Source organism: Exiguobacterium marinum DSM 16307, from assembly GCF_000620845.1.
GTDB lineage: Bacteria > Bacillota > Bacilli > Exiguobacteriales > Exiguobacteriaceae > Exiguobacterium > Exiguobacterium marinum.
In genome coordinates, this window is sequence record NZ_KK211189.1 from 761,325 (window position 1) to 775,477 (window position 14,153).

At 46.7% G+C, this 14,153-nt stretch carries 15 protein-coding genes; 12 read left to right on the top strand and 3 right to left on the bottom strand.

The window, feature by feature from the left end; all coding sequences use genetic code 11:
* Positions 1-116 precede the first annotated feature (116 nt).
* The 4 genes from speE to P400_RS0104420 all read left to right on the top strand — a co-directional run bounded on the left by speE (position 117) and on the right by P400_RS0104420 (position 3,368).
* Entirely contained in the window at positions 117-956 is an 840-nt protein-coding gene (gene speE, locus P400_RS0104405) for a polyamine aminopropyltransferase (protein WP_012727429.1), read from the top strand.
* Positions 953-1,834 carry an agmatinase gene (gene speB / locus P400_RS0104410; RefSeq protein ID WP_026825037.1) on the top strand — a complete coding sequence of 294 codons (882 nt, stop codon included), beginning with the start codon at positions 953-955 and terminating at the stop codon, positions 1,832-1,834. The genes speE and speB overlap by 4 nt, the downstream gene beginning before the upstream one ends.
* Positions 1,835-2,194, top strand: coding sequence for a DUF2294 domain-containing protein (locus P400_RS0104415; RefSeq protein ID WP_026825038.1), 360 nt, complete (start codon positions 1,835-1,837; stop codon positions 2,192-2,194).
* Positions 2,195-2,411: 217 nt separating this feature from the next.
* On the top strand, positions 2,412-3,368 hold the full coding sequence (locus tag P400_RS0104420; protein ID WP_026825039.1) for a sodium-dependent bicarbonate transport family permease: 957 nt from the start codon (positions 2,412-2,414) through the stop codon (positions 3,366-3,368).
* A 47-nt stretch (positions 3,369-3,415) separates the two neighbouring features.
* On the opposite strand, the gene P400_RS0104425 is transcribed toward P400_RS0104420, so the two are convergent.
* Positions 3,416-4,168, bottom strand: coding sequence for a homing endonuclease associated repeat-containing protein (locus P400_RS0104425; protein ID WP_026825040.1), 753 nt, complete (start codon positions 4,166-4,168; stop codon positions 3,416-3,418).
* A gap of 399 nt (positions 4,169-4,567) precedes the next feature.
* Here P400_RS0104425 and P400_RS0104430 point away from each other — a divergent pair, with 399 nt between their 5' ends.
* The 5 genes from P400_RS0104430 to P400_RS0104450 are packed head-to-tail and all read left to right on the top strand — an operon-like array spanning position 4,568 to position 9,760.
* Positions 4,568-6,484 (top strand): polysaccharide biosynthesis protein, encoded by a 1,917-nt coding sequence (locus tag P400_RS0104430; protein WP_026825041.1) that lies wholly within the window; start codon positions 4,568-4,570, stop codon positions 6,482-6,484.
* 13 nt (positions 6,485-6,497) lie between these two features.
* Entirely contained in the window at positions 6,498-7,349 is an 852-nt protein-coding gene (locus tag P400_RS0104435; protein ID WP_026825042.1) for an NAD-dependent epimerase/dehydratase family protein, read from the top strand.
* Positions 7,346-8,488, top strand: coding sequence for an aminotransferase class I/II-fold pyridoxal phosphate-dependent enzyme (locus tag P400_RS0104440; RefSeq protein ID WP_026825043.1), 1,143 nt, complete (start codon positions 7,346-7,348; stop codon positions 8,486-8,488). Before P400_RS0104435 ends, P400_RS0104440 begins: the two co-directional genes overlap by 4 nt.
* Before the next feature lie 12 nt (positions 8,489-8,500).
* Positions 8,501-9,082, top strand: coding sequence for a hypothetical protein (locus tag P400_RS0104445; RefSeq protein WP_026825044.1), 582 nt, complete (start codon positions 8,501-8,503; stop codon positions 9,080-9,082).
* Between the two features lie 18 nt (positions 9,083-9,100).
* Positions 9,101-9,760 (top strand): hypothetical protein, encoded by a 660-nt coding sequence (locus tag P400_RS0104450; protein ID WP_026825045.1) that lies wholly within the window; start codon positions 9,101-9,103, stop codon positions 9,758-9,760.
* Positions 9,761-9,769: 9 nt separating this feature from the next.
* Here P400_RS0104450 and P400_RS0104455 read toward each other — a convergent pair whose 3' ends face one another.
* A complete protein-coding gene (locus P400_RS0104455; protein ID WP_026825046.1) occupies positions 9,770-10,534 on the bottom strand; it encodes a MerR family transcriptional regulator in 765 nt (254 codons plus the stop codon).
* 47 nt (positions 10,535-10,581) lie between these two features.
* Entirely contained in the window at positions 10,582-11,046 is a 465-nt protein-coding gene (locus P400_RS0104460; protein ID WP_026825047.1) for a GNAT family N-acetyltransferase, read from the bottom strand.
* Between the two features lie 214 nt (positions 11,047-11,260).
* Here P400_RS0104460 and P400_RS0104465 point away from each other — a divergent pair, with 214 nt between their 5' ends.
* From P400_RS0104465 to P400_RS0104475, 3 genes are all read left to right on the top strand, one after another.
* Positions 11,261-12,970: a glycoside hydrolase family 13 protein gene (locus P400_RS0104465; RefSeq protein WP_026825048.1), complete on the top strand. Its 1,710-nt coding sequence runs from the start codon at positions 11,261-11,263 to the stop codon at positions 12,968-12,970.
* Between the two features lie 279 nt (positions 12,971-13,249).
* A complete protein-coding gene (locus tag P400_RS0104470; RefSeq protein ID WP_026825049.1) occupies positions 13,250-13,669 on the top strand; it encodes a DUF1934 domain-containing protein in 420 nt (139 codons plus the stop codon).
* Complete coding sequence (locus tag P400_RS0104475) at positions 13,666-14,094, top strand: hypothetical protein (RefSeq protein ID WP_026825050.1); 429 nt, start codon at positions 13,666-13,668, stop codon at positions 14,092-14,094. Before P400_RS0104470 ends, P400_RS0104475 begins: the two co-directional genes overlap by 4 nt.
* Positions 14,095-14,153: the final 59 nt, after the last annotated feature.

Genomic DNA, 14,153 nt, shown 5'->3' on the forward strand with positions numbered 1-14,153 from the left:
AAAAAAATCGTGCAAAATGGGTACAGGTTTTGTATACTTCCTATCGTATGAATAAGAAGCGCCTCAAAACGCCACTCGCATACGAACAACTTTTTGAACAGAAAGGGGTTCTATCGATGGACCAAAAATTAAAATTATGGTTTACGGAGCACCAAACAGAAGATTACGGAATCACGTTCCGTGTAAACCACGTTTATGAGAGCGAACAAACGGAGTTTCAACGACTAGAAATGGTCGAAACGGACGAGTTCGGAACGATGTTGTTACTTGACGGGATGGTCATGACGACGGATAAGGACGAATTCGTCTATCACGAGATGGTCGCACACGTCCCACTCTTTACACACCCGAATCCAAAACATGTACTGGTTGTCGGTGGGGGAGACGGCGGTGTTATTCGTGAAATTATGAAACACCCATCAGTGGAAAAAGCTGTTCTCGTTGATATCGACGGGAAAGTCATTGAATATTCGAAGAAATACTTACCAAATATCGCAGGTGAACTGGATAACCCACGCGTGGAAGTCATCGTCGGTGACGGGTTCATGCATATCGCTAAGTCTGAAAACGAGTACGACGTCATTATGGTCGACTCGACAGAACCGGTCGGACCAGCAGCGAACCTCTTCACAAAAGGGTTCTATGCAGGGATTTCGAAGGCGCTCAAAGAGGATGGCATCTTTGTCGCACAGACGGATAACCCATGGTTCACACCAGAACTTATCCAAACGGTTCAACGTGACGTGAAGGAAATCTTCCCGATCACGAAATTGTACACGGCAAATGTTCCAACGTACCCGAGCGGCATGTGGACGTTCACAATCGGTTCGAAGAAGTACGACCCTGAACAAGTATCAGCGGAGCGTTTCCATGACATCGAAACAAAATACTATACACCGAAGCTTCACAATGCAGCGTTCGTCCTTCCAAAATTCGTGGAGGATTTGACAAAATGATCAAACGTTTCGATGAAGCCTATTCAGGTAAAGTGTTTATCGCCAGTCTCCCAGAGGTGACAGAGGCGAAGACCGTTCTTTACGGGATGCCGATGGACTGGACGGTCAGTTTCCGTCCGGGCTCGCGTTTCGGTCCGAACCGGATTCGTGAAGTGTCGATCGGCCTTGAAGAATACAGCCCATATTTAGACGGTGACTTGGCTGATGCTGCGGTGTACGACGCAGGAGACATCCCACTTCCGTTCGGGAACGCACCAAAGTCGCTCGACCTCATCGAAGCATTCGTCAAAGATGTCGTCAAGGCGGGCAAGTTCCCACTCGGAATGGGTGGCGAACACCTCGTCACATGGCCGATTATCAAAGCGATGCACGACGTATATGGTGACGACTTCGTCATCATCCACTTGGATGCGCATACGGACCTTCGGGATGAGTATGAAGGCGAGCCACTCTCGCACTCGACTCCACTTAAAAAGGCGGCAAACTTGATTGGACCATCGAACTGTTACTCGTTCGGGATTCGTTCAGGGATGAAAGAAGAGTTCGAATGGGCACGTGAAGTTGGCTACAATATGCACCAGTTTGAGGTGGTCGAGCCACTCAAGCGCGTCTTGCCGACACTCGCTGGGAAAAAAGTATATGTCACCATCGATATCGATGTCTTAGATCCATCGGCAGCACCAGGTACGGGCACACAAGAAATCGGTGGCATCTCGACGAAAGAATTGTTAGAAGCGGTACACGCCATCGCAAATGCGGACCTCGACATCATCGGAGCGGACCTTGTCGAAGTATCACCGGCATATGATCAGTCGGATATGACGGCCATCGCGGCGGCTAAGATTCTTCGCGAGATGATGATTGGATTCGTGAAGTAAATGCGGAAAAAAGGTCAGCTGGAAATGGAACTGAGCGCCCGCATCACCCAATGGGAGAAAGAATACCTGGGTCGCGGATCATTGACGTGTAAGGCAGACCTGCTTCGAGACCTCGCCATCGTCACACTCCAAGGGGTGTTGACGCCGGCCGAGTATGATTTGGCCACCAAGTCGTCAGGTCGCGAACAATTAAAGAAATACCGCAACAATCTTGTCGAAGCGGGACGCACTCAACTCGAGTCCATCGTCGAGCAAGTACTTGGTCGCTCGATCGTCTCTCTCCATACGGACATCAGTACGAAAACGGGAGAGCGTCTGATTGTGTTTCGTTTGGACGCGCCTTGGGATCAAACCGATTGACAACGGGAACATGACTTTTTAAAATGAGAGTCAGAGACGTATATAGGAGCGACTGGACGAGTCATCATGAAGCGTGTTGTTCGAAATCTTGTTACGGAGCTACTGACCAATTTAATAACCGACAGTTGTCGGCCTGACGGAGCGATTGTTCGAGCCGTCGGCATACAGCGCACGCCTATTTAGGTGTGCGCTTTTTTGTCGCCAAGGAGGAAGACGTATGGAATTGTTTTTATTTTTATTGACGAGCGCCCCGGTGCTTCTGTTTGTGACGGGGGTCATCGCCGCAGTCGGAAAATCAAATCTCAAGATTCCCGATTCGCTGAGCACGACGCTAAACATTTACTTACTACTCGCCATTGGGCTAAAGGGTGGCATGGGACTCGCCTCGGTATCTTTTGAGGAGATTGCGTTACCGCTGATCGTGACGCTTTTGATTGGAATTTCACTGCCGATTCTCGCGTTTTTCGTCGGAGGAATGCTCAACTTTTCATTCCATGAACGAATTGCGATGGCTGCGACGTTCGGTTCCGTTTCACTCGTGACATATGTGGCTGCATCGACGCAACTTGAGCGACTCGGGATTGGATATGAGCCGTTCATGACGACACTGGTCGTTGTCCTCGAAATCCCAGGTTTGATTGTGGCGTTACTGCTATATAATCAGACACAAGTTTTGGGCATCACGGCGACATCCAGCAAAACAAACTCATTGTCTGTGCTACGGGATAGCTTATTCTCAAAGAGTATTCTGTTGATGCTTGCAGGTCTTGTCGTAGGACTCGTGACACCAGACGCAACTCCGCTCAAGCCATTCTTTGTAGACTTGTTTCCAGGGGTGTTGCTCCTCTTTTTATTAGGGTTAGGCGTCAAAGTCGGACATCAGTTAAAGACGGTGTCGACGTACGGATTGAAGTTCGTCATCATGGGAACACTCTTCCCGTTGATTGGAGCACTTGTCGGCTTTGTCGCAGCAGGAGTCGCTGGTCTGTCCGATGGAGGGACGATTCTTCTGATGACACTTGCGGCGAGTGGGTCATACATTGCTGCTCCAGCGATGCTACAAGCCTCGGTCCCAGAAGCGAAACCATCCTTCTATTTGACCTTGTCTCTCGCAATCACCTTCCCGTTCAACTTATTAATCGGAATACCAATGTATATCGCAATCGTCACATGAAAAAGCGCTGACTTATTAGTCGGCGCTTTTTCATGTCTCATCTTAGATTATTGCGTAATCTTTTGTGTCTCCATGCATTTGAGAGCGGCAGTCCAGCTTCCGAATAGGACATTAATCGTAGACGTACTCGGCACGTTCCGTCCTTCAGCCCATTTTCGGTAATGGAGGATACTGAAGTGGGATAATTCTTTTTTCGCAAGACGCAACGCTTCAATGACATCCTCTTCATCCCATTTTCTTTTTGGTGGAGCGATGTCCAACACAAAAAGTGCATAGCTCCAAGAACCGTACTTCCGGGCAATTGTGGCGACTGTCGGATAGCCACGTTCTTGTGCCCACACTGCATAGTGTTGTGACGTTAAACGTTCGAGCTCTTCAGACGCTTCAATCAAGGCTTGAATGATTCGTTCTTCACTATTTTTAGCGGCCGTCGTTTGAAGTTTGGCCTCTCGAAGTGCATTCGACCATGAACCAAAACGACTACTGATAAGTGTGAGGGAAGGAGAACGCGTCACTTTTGACCATTCTCGGTACGTTTGACTCGTGAACAGAGCGAGTTCTTCTGCAGCTTTGTTTAATGCGAGTAGAATATCTTCGTCTGAATAATAATGGAACGAGAGCTTAATTTGTGCGGCAACGAGAGCTTCACGCCACGATCCGAATTGGTGAATGACAGTAGAAAGGGAAGGGACATTTTTGTCATGTGACCAAACACTGTATTGTTTGGAATCGAGTTCTGAGTATTCTTGGGCAGCGAGTTGCAAAGCTTGTACGATTTGAGGTCGTGTCCATTTTTTCATCTTGGTGTCTCTCCTTTTGTAGGGACGCTAGCAGGCGTCTTAGAAGGTCTCTTGGTGTGAATGAACATGTATGTTGTCAGAACGGTCGTACAGAAGTGAACAGCGATGCGTTGCAGGTACCTCCTTTTCAATCAAAACACAGTTGTCAACAACACCCAATTTTATTTGGTTTATTCTTTCCATTCCCGTTAGGTGGGAAATTATTCATTATGTGAATGAAATAGTGAGAATAACTTTGTAAACTTATTTGTTACAGCGATTTCATTAATAACAAAAAGCTCGAATTATCCTTAAATTTGTTACAACGACTCGGGTAGTTTACTATCATCAACGTATTCTTCGCACAATCCATGACCCAACAAGATCAAACAACTTAGACATTTGGAGGTGCAGTAAACGATGGCTACACTCGTTAGCGTATATCGGAGAAATCGTAGAAACTTACTATTTTTCTGTGTCGACATTGCAATCGTTTCAATCGTGTTATACATGACGTTTGATATTTTGTTCTCGAGAGTGATGCCTTATACGGCAACGAATTACGATTTGATGCTGATGGTATTCATCAAGATGATCAGTTTTATGTTCGTCGGAATGCTTTTGAAAATTCACCGAATCGATTGGCGTTACGCATCCATTCATGAAATGAAACAAGTGACGATTGCGTTGATTAGCAGTGACTTGATTTTATTCGCTTACAATCAAATTCAATTTGGGCGCGGACTTGGGGTAATGATTGCCGTTCAAGGCTTGCTTGCGTTTAACTTCATTCTGTTTACTCGTGTACTAGCACGAAACCATGTTCTGCATACGTTTAAACTACATGCTTCTCCCCAAGGTCGAAAAACACTCATCATCGGAGCCGGGAACTCAGGTCAACTCATCGTGCGTGAATTGAAGGAGTATCGAACAACAGTACTTCACGTAGTGGGCATACTCGATGACGATTCGATGCTTGAGTCGTTATACGTTCATGGTGTTCCGATTCTTGGAACGACGGATGAATTAGAACGAATCATCGAAGATCAAGGAATTGAAGTTGTGATTCTCTCGATTCCTAGCTTGTCGTACACAAGACGAATCGAGTTGTTAAAACGAATTGAGAAGACAGGCGTTGAATCCCACGCGTTACCGATGATATCGGAACTTGCGACTGGAAATGTTTCAATCAACGAAATCCGCGAAGTGAAGATTGAAGACTTGTTGGGACGTGAGCCCGTCCAACTCGATATTTCTGGTATCTCGAAACATGTAGAAGGCGCAACCGTTCTAGTGACTGGAGCTGGGGGGTCAATCGGCTCAGAACTTTGCCGTCAATTGATCAAGTTCAAACCAGCCGAGATGATTCTTCTCGGACATGGTGAAAACAGTATTTATTTAATCGAAAAAGAACTGAGCGGTCTTGGACTTGAGACGAAGCTTCATCCGGTCATCGGAGACGTGCAGGACATAGAGCGCCTCGAGTATGTTTTTCAGACGTATCGTCCTGAAATTGTGTACCATGCAGCGGCTCATAAACACGTCCCATTAATGCAAGACAATCCGTTAGAAGCCGTCAAAAACAACGTGTATGGAACGAAAAATATGGTTGATGTTGCCTCCAAATATCGAGTTGATCGATTCGTGATGGTTTCAACCGACAAGGCGGTGAATCCGACGAACGTCATGGGGTCGACAAAGCGGATCGCAGAAATGATTGTTCAAGAAAAATCACGATCGAGCGAGACGATCTTCGCGGTCGTTCGGTTTGGTAACGTACTCGGTAGTCGTGGGTCCGTCGTCCCACTTTTTAAAGAGCAAATTGTACGAGGCGGTCCTGTCACCGTAACCGACCCAGAGATGACACGTTACTTTATGACGATTCCTGAGGCGAGTCGACTCGTTATTCAAGCGAGTGTGTTGTCACGAGGCGGTGAAATTTTCGTGCTTGATATGGGCAATCCGGTAAAAATCATCGACTTGGCCAAGAAAATGATTGAACTCAGTGGATTTACCACCGATCAAATTCCGATTGAAGTGACGGGCATCCGTCCAGGCGAAAAATTATACGAAGAGTTACTGGCTACCAATGAACTGGACCCAGAGGCAAATATTTTCCCTAAAATCTTTGTCGGTTGCACGCGTCCATTCACATCAGCGACTCCTATTTTGCGGTTAGTCGAACACTTTAGAGACAATAGTGCAGCACTGACTGATGCCTTACTTTTTGTTGCGAACAGCGATGATATTGATGGAGATTTGCAACGAATCTTTGCAAGTGGATTTGAATTCATCCCAGCCCAGCAAGTGCGGATCCGCGTCGCCGATGGAAATTAAAGGGGGGAGTGCAATGAGTAATCGTGTCATGGTGGTCGGTGTATCAACGTTTAAAGGATTTCATATTGCTCGACGTCTATTAAAAGAAGGTTGCGAAGTAATCGGGATCGATGACGAAGGACAAGCGAAACATCAACTCTCAAAGCAACGACTCTATGTATTGTCTCACCCAATGTTTCATCTCATTCGAACAGATACATCACACAGGCCGAATATGCGTCAAGTCATGACGATGTATGAGCCAAATCACGTCATCTTATGCGGGGGACCTTCAAGTGTTTATACAGGGAGGGAGATGGAGCGCTTTGAACAGGTGAAGCAATTGATCAGAAGTCAAAAAAATAGGGTGTCCGCCCCATCGTTCATCACTTTCGACCTTCCAATCGAAGATACACGACATTCCTCGTCGGCACTGCACCTCGTGACAGAAGATGTTTACGGCCCTTGGGACGATTCGACTACGTTGTTCTCAAAAGCAGTGCTCGCTATTGATCAAGGTCATCGTATGGTTGGTTACTATGCAACGGATATCGTGAAAGCTTCTTATATCGATGATGTGGTTGAAACAGTCGTTCGAGTTCTACGGCTCATTCAATCAGATTTGACTCTCGTTGGGCAGTTTCGAATTAACGCTTCCGACTATGTCCATGTTCAAACGTTATTAACTGAAGTCGGATATTTGATGCATCATCCGGTAAACCTGACGCTTCCGGTTCGTGATCAAGTGTTTCATGAAGTAGATTTGCCTACGCTAGAAGCTATGACTGGTTTTAACCCTCGGACATCCTTATATGAAGGGTTGAAGGAATTGATTGAATGGTACGACACCTATCAAACGATGATGAAGGAGGACATGAGCACATGAATATTCTATTATCAAAGCCGCACATGTCCGGTCGAGAAATGATCTATGTAGAGGAGGCGTTCTCGAGTAATTGGATTGCGCCACTCGGTCCGAACGTCAACGCATTTGAAGACGAACTTGGAAAGTACACCGATCATACGCATATGTTGGCAACTAGCTCCGGTACGGCGGCGCTACATCTTGCCTTGATGACGCTCGGGATAGAGAAGAACGATCTCGTCTTTTGTCAGACACTCACTTTTGTCGCTTCGGTCAATCCAATCCTTTACGTCGGAGCAACACCGGTCTTCATTGACTCAGAAGATGAGACGTGGAACATGTCTCCGGAGGCTTTGCGGAAAGCACTCGTTCAAGCTGCTACGAAAGGGCGATTACCTAAAGCAGTCATCGTTGTTCATCTATATGGGGTGGTCGCAAAAATCGGTGAGATTCGTCAAATTTGTAAGGAATTTGAGGTCCCGTTGATTGAAGATGCCGCAGAGTCACTCGGTTCGACGTGGCAAGGTCTAATGACCGGTACGATTGGAGACATCGGTTTTTATTCATTCAATGGTAATAAAATTATCACAACATCAGGCGGAGGGATGCTACTGCTCGGCTCTGACAGTCAACGTCAACATGCGTTAAAACTCGCAACACAAGCAAGGGAGAATGAGTTGCACTATGAGCATGAGGAAGTAGGTTATAACTACCGTTTAAGTAATGTCTCGGCAGGTATCGGTCGTGGACAGTTAGAGGTCATCGAACAGCGGGTACGTGCGCGACGCAATGTCTTTAAACGATATGAACGCATGTTTTCAGAAATGGATGTCACGTACCAACAAGAGGTTCCGTATTCGCGTGCGAATCGTTGGCTGACTGCGATGCAACTTGGTCGAGACGTCGTCAGCCGTGATCAATTGATTCAACACTTAACAGGGGCTGGTATTGAATCACGACCTGTGTGGAAACCAATGCATTTACAGCCGCTCTACCGAGATGCTGAATATGTCACAGTCGATGGAGAAGATGTCAGCCGTCGATTATTTGAAAACGGGATTTGTTTACCGTCGAGCTCCAATATGACGATTGGAGAACAGCAAAAAGTGATTCAAACCGTGCTTGATACACGTTCTTTCATAAAAGAAAAAAGCGTGTAAGGAGGAACATATATGACGAAGGAAGCAGAGATCATTCAAGCGCTTCAAACTGCTGCATCTCTGACTCCCTCCCTCACGGTGACACAATATCAACGATGGAGCCAAAATCGAGACGCCCCCACGTTTCTAGACATTTTGAAAGTATACGGGACGTGGACAAGTGCCTTGAAAGCGTCAGGGTTGTTAGAACCAAGGCGTTATGAATCTCATGATTTTATACAAGCGCTTCGGCTCGCATCGATACAAGGAGGAAAGTTAACGAGCAGTCAATATCAACAATGGGCAGCTGGTCGGAACGTCCCTTCATTAGGTGATATTATTACCCACTTTGGGTCATGGAGTCTTGCTGTAAAAGCGGTCGAACATTTAGAAGAAGAACATTTCACGGTACAACCCGCGAAAGAGAAAGCGGAGATGGTGCAAGCGTTGTATGAGGCCTATCGGGTGTTAACCCCGTTCAATGCGATTACTTATCAAAAATGGGCGAAACAATTTCATAAACCGAGTGTGGCAAAAGTGTCAAGACGTTTTGGTTCATGGAAGCGGGCTCTATATGAACTTGGGATTCAAGAAGTGACGGATCGAAAGCGATAAGTGTGGAGGGATGTGGAGATGACTAGACCCATTGTGATCATGATTAGTGATCATCATACGTCTATTTTTGTATATCATGCTATTCGTAATTTGGGAGTAACACATGTCATTCAAGAAGATGGGCCAACCGAACATCGACCGCAGTCTCTCAAGGAATGGCTTATCCATCAATACATTCGGTGGGCGACACCGTTTATGCGTTGGACGAGTCAAAAGCGTATTCAAGAAGTGAGAAAACGGTATCCGTTAAATGATCTATCGATTCCACCACACCATATCATTCATGTGTCATCATTGAACGATGATAAGACGATGATGTGGCTTGAAAAACTTGCCCCAGAGTTAATTGTTGTCCATGAGACAGGGCCGATTGAGCCGAGTCGATTGAATCAATTGCCGTGTCCGATTCTCACGATACGTCCATCAATGGCGGAAGGACAGCTACAAGCGTATTGGGCGATTCAACATCAGCCTTCGTTCTGTGAGACGACGCTTGAACAATGGACCACACAAGGATGGCGGGTTCTCGAGCGAGTGGTCATCTATAAAGGTGGGACCGACAATTTTGCCACATATCCTTACCTACAATTGACAACGGTCTTACCGATGTTACGTCGACACATCGAAACGATGGATAGTATGAAAACAGACCACCGACAAATCAAAGTCCAAGCCTGAGGCTTGGACTTAACTGTTGACGATACAATAATATTGGATGGCTTCGTTGTAATAGGCAGCAAGACCTGGCTCGAAGCGGTCATAAAATTCGGTGAATCGTTCATCCGCCACATACATCTGTCCGAGTCCACTGAACATGTCGAGCGAACAATCGTAAAAGTGTGTGTCGATGAACAAATGATTGTCTCTGACAATCGATTGAACCCGTTCATCCTCGATTGCGACTTGTGAGCGGAACAGGTCGACGAGTGGCGCAATCAAATCGAGGTGCATCTGATTCATGCGCTCCCAGTCCGTTTTCGAGCGCTTCGCCGCCCGTTCTTGTGTGGTTTTGTAAGCTGAACTGTCCCCCCACCGCTCCTTTACCTCATCTTGATGCTTTGCCTCATGTGCTTGAATCTCTTCATAAGACAATCCGTTGAACAATGATTTGTCTTCCATCGGGATCCCTCCTTTTAGTGAGGTGAGGGTCGCTTCAGCGGTCTCCGCCAACTTCGCAAAATAAGCCGCTTTCTGTCGTAACGCCTCGATATGCTCACTCAACACCTCGACTCGGTCGAACGTCGTCGAATCAAGCAATTGTCTGATTTGATCGAGGGGGACATCGAGTGTTCGGTAGAATAAGATAAGTTGCAACCGTTCTGCGTCGCTCGACATGTAACGCCGGTAACCGTTATCATCGCGAGCGGGAACGAGAAGACCAATCGCGTCATAGTGTCGAAGCGTTCGTGTCGTCGTCCCTGCGAGTGCCGCGAGTTGTTGGATGGTGTACATCCCTTCACCTCCTTAGCTTCAGCGTAAACGTTGACGTCACGTCAAGGTCAAGCCCGTTTTTCAAATAACGAAAATCCGTTCCGTTCCCCGATGTAACGGAAACCGAACTGAGGATAGTACCCATTCAAGAAGGTGTTGTCGGCAACACAGTCTAACCGAATCGTTGATGGTGAATGGGAGAGCGCATATTCCATTAATTTCTCTCCAATCCGCTCACCCTTTAAACGTGAGTCCGTGACGAGTCGATGCAAGTAAACGGCATCGTCCGGTTTTTCCCATAGGTTATGGTCCCAATCGGTCGGTGGGATGAGACTGACCGAACCGACCACTTGCGCGTCACGTTCATATACAAACACGGACCCTTTCGTTAAATCGTGTCGTACATAATCCGAGCGGCTCGGCTCTAAATACTTGACCCATTGTGACTTCCCGGCGACTTGAAACTCTTTCGCTTTCTTCAGAATTAAGTGATCGATTGCTGGGAAATCCCGAAGTGTAGCAGGTCGAAACATGATAAAACACCTCGCTTTCATTTCTTTACAAAATCATGTAGGGTACACGTTAAGTATGCTGATGAAACATCTTTGTATCATTGAATGTTTTTTGGTAAGATAAATTTATTGCAACGTGCAAACGATTGCGCTAATTGATATAAAGTTCACAGCACGGATAAGATGATTATATATGAAGAGCAGTGAGTTTTGGGATAAGGAGTATCTAGATCACATGCAACTTTTACAACGAGAACAACAAACACAAACAAAGACGCTTAAACGCAACTGGTGGAAAGAAGCCGTCGCCTATCAGATTTATCCGCGCAGTTTTTACGACGCGAACGGAGACGGAATCGGAGACATCCAAGGAATCATTGATAAGCTCGACTATTTGAAAGACCTCGGCATTGACGTCATCTGGATTTGTCCGATGTATAAGTCACCAAACGATGATAACGGTTATGACATTAGTGACTATCAAGATATCATGGACGAGTTCGGTACGATGGAAGACTTCGACCGCTTATTGGACGAAGTGCATCAGCGCGGTATGAAACTGTTGCTCGACCTCGTCGTCAACCATACGTCGGATGAGCACCCTTGGTTCATTGAATCGAAGAGCTCAAAAGACAATCCGAAGCGCGACTGGTATATCTGGCGCGACGGAAAACCGGACGGGTCGAAGCCGAATAACTGGGAATCGATCTTTGGTGGCTCGGCTTGGGAATTCGATGAGACGACGGAGCAATACTACTTGCATGTCTTCTCGAAGAAACAGCCGGACCTCAATTGGGAAAATCCTGAGATGCGTACAGCGGTATACGATATGATCAACTGGTGGCTCGAAAAAGGAATCGACGGATTCCGTGTCGATGCAATCAGCCACATTCGCAAGAATCCGACGTTCGCCGACTTGCCAAACCCGAACGACCTCGACTTTGTACCGTCGTTCGAGATGCACATGAACGTGGACGGAATTCACGACTATTTAGAAGAGCTTCGTGACGAGACGTTCAATAAACATGACATCATGACAGTCGGTGAAGCGAACGGTGTATCCCCTGACGATGCGCACCTTTGGGTCGGTGAAAAAGAAGGGAAGATGAACATGGTCTTCCAATTCGAACACATGGACCTATGGAGTGAAAATGCCGATTCGAAACTCGATGTCGTCCACTTGAAGAACGTGTTGACGAAATGGCAAAAAGGACTTGAAGCCGACGGATGGAACGCGCTTTACGTCGAAAACCATGACCAAACGCGTACCGTCTCAAAATGGGGAGACGATGAGCGTTACTGGAAAGAGAGCGCGAAATCGATTGCGATGATGTACTTCCTCATGCAAGGGACGCCGTTTATCTATCAAGGTCAAGAAATCGGGATGACGAACGTCAAATTTGAGTCGATTGACCAATACGATGACATCGCGACACGCAATCGCTACTATATCGGCGTCGAACAAGGGAAGAGCCATGACGAAATGATGCGCATCACGTGGAATTCGTCACGCGACAACACGCGTACACCGATGCAGTGGAGTGATGCTCCGAATGCCGGGTTCACGTTCGCGGAGAAGCCGTGGTTCGGGATCAATCCGAACTATACAGACATCAACGTCGAATCGCAGCTTGAAGACGAGGACTCGATCTTCAACTTCTATAAAGAGATGATTCAACTTCGCAAAGGTGACGAGACGTTTGTATACGGTTCGTATGACGTCGTCTTACCGGATCACTCGGAAGTGTATGCTTATACGCGTACGCTCGGGGAGACGCAATACCTCGTCGTCACGAACTTGACGGCGAAAGAGACGATGTTTGACATGGATCAAACACTTCGTGCGAAAAATGTCGTCTTGAGCAATATGCCGATTGAAGGCGATGTTGAATCAACACTCCTTCATTTGAAACCATTCGAAGGCCGTGTGTATAAAGTAAGCTAACCTTTTGACTTTTCATAGGGAGACCGCGGGTACATCATTGCCTGCGGTCTTTTTCTAGAGTTGTCTTTCTAGCGTATCGAGACACATATCAATCTTGACAATGAAGCATCCATCCATTTCACAGAGCGTGTCGGAATGTCGTACGAGTGCACAAGAGAAGGATTCATCTATGAAAACGATGAGTGGATGAATCACTTTGTCTACGTGAAGACGAAGCAATGTCAATAGAACGATATGTGGAAGATGTGGTACGATGAGTTGACGGAAAGGGGGATGAGCATGGCGATTGAACCACTTCGCGTGCGTGTCCAGCAAACAACACGGATGAGTGATATTCCAGAAGCGATTGAGTTAACGATGGATGGATTATACTATCCATTGAAGACTGGATTTATTCTCATGTTTGACCAGCAACAAGAGGACGGACCAGTCCCGACGACAATCAAGTACACACCAGAACGGTTGGCGCTCATCTGCAAAGGACCGATTGAGATGAACCATTCATTCATCGAAGGGCGCTTCACGCAAAGCCTATACAAGAATGCATATATGTCGATGACGATGGCCACGACGACATCGCGCCTCGACGTGTCCGAAGAGTCGTGTACGTTCGTATACGAATTGTCCATGAATGAAGAAAACGTGGGTATATATGAAGTACACGTCACATGGACGTTTGAAGGAGGAGAGAACGAATGAATTTTACAGAACGTGTAAACAAGATTGAAGAGATGTTAAATGAAGATTGGTTCGAGATGCTCGAGACGAACGAAGAAGAGTATGAAGAGTGGCGTGGTCGTCTCGAAGACCATGCTGAACAAGTCATCGTGCATTACGACCAGGAGAACGGGATCGATGTCAATTCGATTGATAAACTGCTTCAATTGAACGACGAGTTCCCTCTTCTTTACGGTGAGGATACGGTTCGCCTGTATATCGCACTCATTGAGGCACGCCCAGAAGACAAAGCGGTCTACGATCGGTACGTCGATTATTTGGCGGCCATCAGTGATGCATCGCATGAACAGTTTTTACATTTCCATACGCTCGTCGAGGCAGGTCGGTTGGAAGAGGCGAGACAACTCGCTCCGCATATGCCGCAGCGTCTCGGACTCGAAGAGTGAGTCTACGAAAAGTGTCATCTGAACAAGATGGCGCTTTTTTTCATGCCTAAAAGGGGGAC

Excerpts from the sequence above, each read along its gene's own strand:
- speE (WP_012727429.1), top strand. The coding sequence starts at position 117 with ATGGACCAAAAATTAAAATTATGGTTTACGGAGCACCAAACAGAAGAT.
- speB (WP_026825037.1), top strand. The coding sequence starts at position 953 with ATGATCAAACGTTTCGATGAAGCCTATTCAGGTAAAGTGTTTATCGCC.
- P400_RS0104415 (WP_026825038.1), top strand. The coding sequence starts at position 1,835 with ATGCGGAAAAAAGGTCAGCTGGAAATGGAACTGAGCGCCCGCATCACC.
- P400_RS0104420 (WP_026825039.1), top strand. The coding sequence starts at position 2,412 with ATGGAATTGTTTTTATTTTTATTGACGAGCGCCCCGGTGCTTCTGTTT.
- P400_RS0104425 (WP_026825040.1), bottom strand. The coding sequence starts at position 4,168 with ATGAAAAAATGGACACGACCTCAAATCGTACAAGCTTTGCAACTCGCT.
- P400_RS0104430 (WP_026825041.1), top strand. The coding sequence starts at position 4,568 with ATGGCTACACTCGTTAGCGTATATCGGAGAAATCGTAGAAACTTACTA.
- P400_RS0104435 (WP_026825042.1), top strand. The coding sequence starts at position 6,498 with ATGAGTAATCGTGTCATGGTGGTCGGTGTATCAACGTTTAAAGGATTT.
- P400_RS0104440 (WP_026825043.1), top strand. The coding sequence starts at position 7,346 with ATGAATATTCTATTATCAAAGCCGCACATGTCCGGTCGAGAAATGATC.
- P400_RS0104445 (WP_026825044.1), top strand. The coding sequence starts at position 8,501 with ATGACGAAGGAAGCAGAGATCATTCAAGCGCTTCAAACTGCTGCATCT.
- P400_RS0104450 (WP_026825045.1), top strand. The coding sequence starts at position 9,101 with ATGACTAGACCCATTGTGATCATGATTAGTGATCATCATACGTCTATT.
- P400_RS0104455 (WP_026825046.1), bottom strand. The coding sequence starts at position 10,534 with ATGTACACCATCCAACAACTCGCGGCACTCGCAGGGACGACGACACGA.
- P400_RS0104460 (WP_026825047.1), bottom strand. The coding sequence starts at position 11,046 with ATGTTTCGACCTGCTACACTTCGGGATTTCCCAGCAATCGATCACTTA.
- P400_RS0104465 (WP_026825048.1), top strand. The coding sequence starts at position 11,261 with ATGCAACTTTTACAACGAGAACAACAAACACAAACAAAGACGCTTAAA.
- P400_RS0104470 (WP_026825049.1), top strand. The coding sequence starts at position 13,250 with ATGGCGATTGAACCACTTCGCGTGCGTGTCCAGCAAACAACACGGATG.
- P400_RS0104475 (WP_026825050.1), top strand. The coding sequence starts at position 13,666 with ATGAATTTTACAGAACGTGTAAACAAGATTGAAGAGATGTTAAATGAA.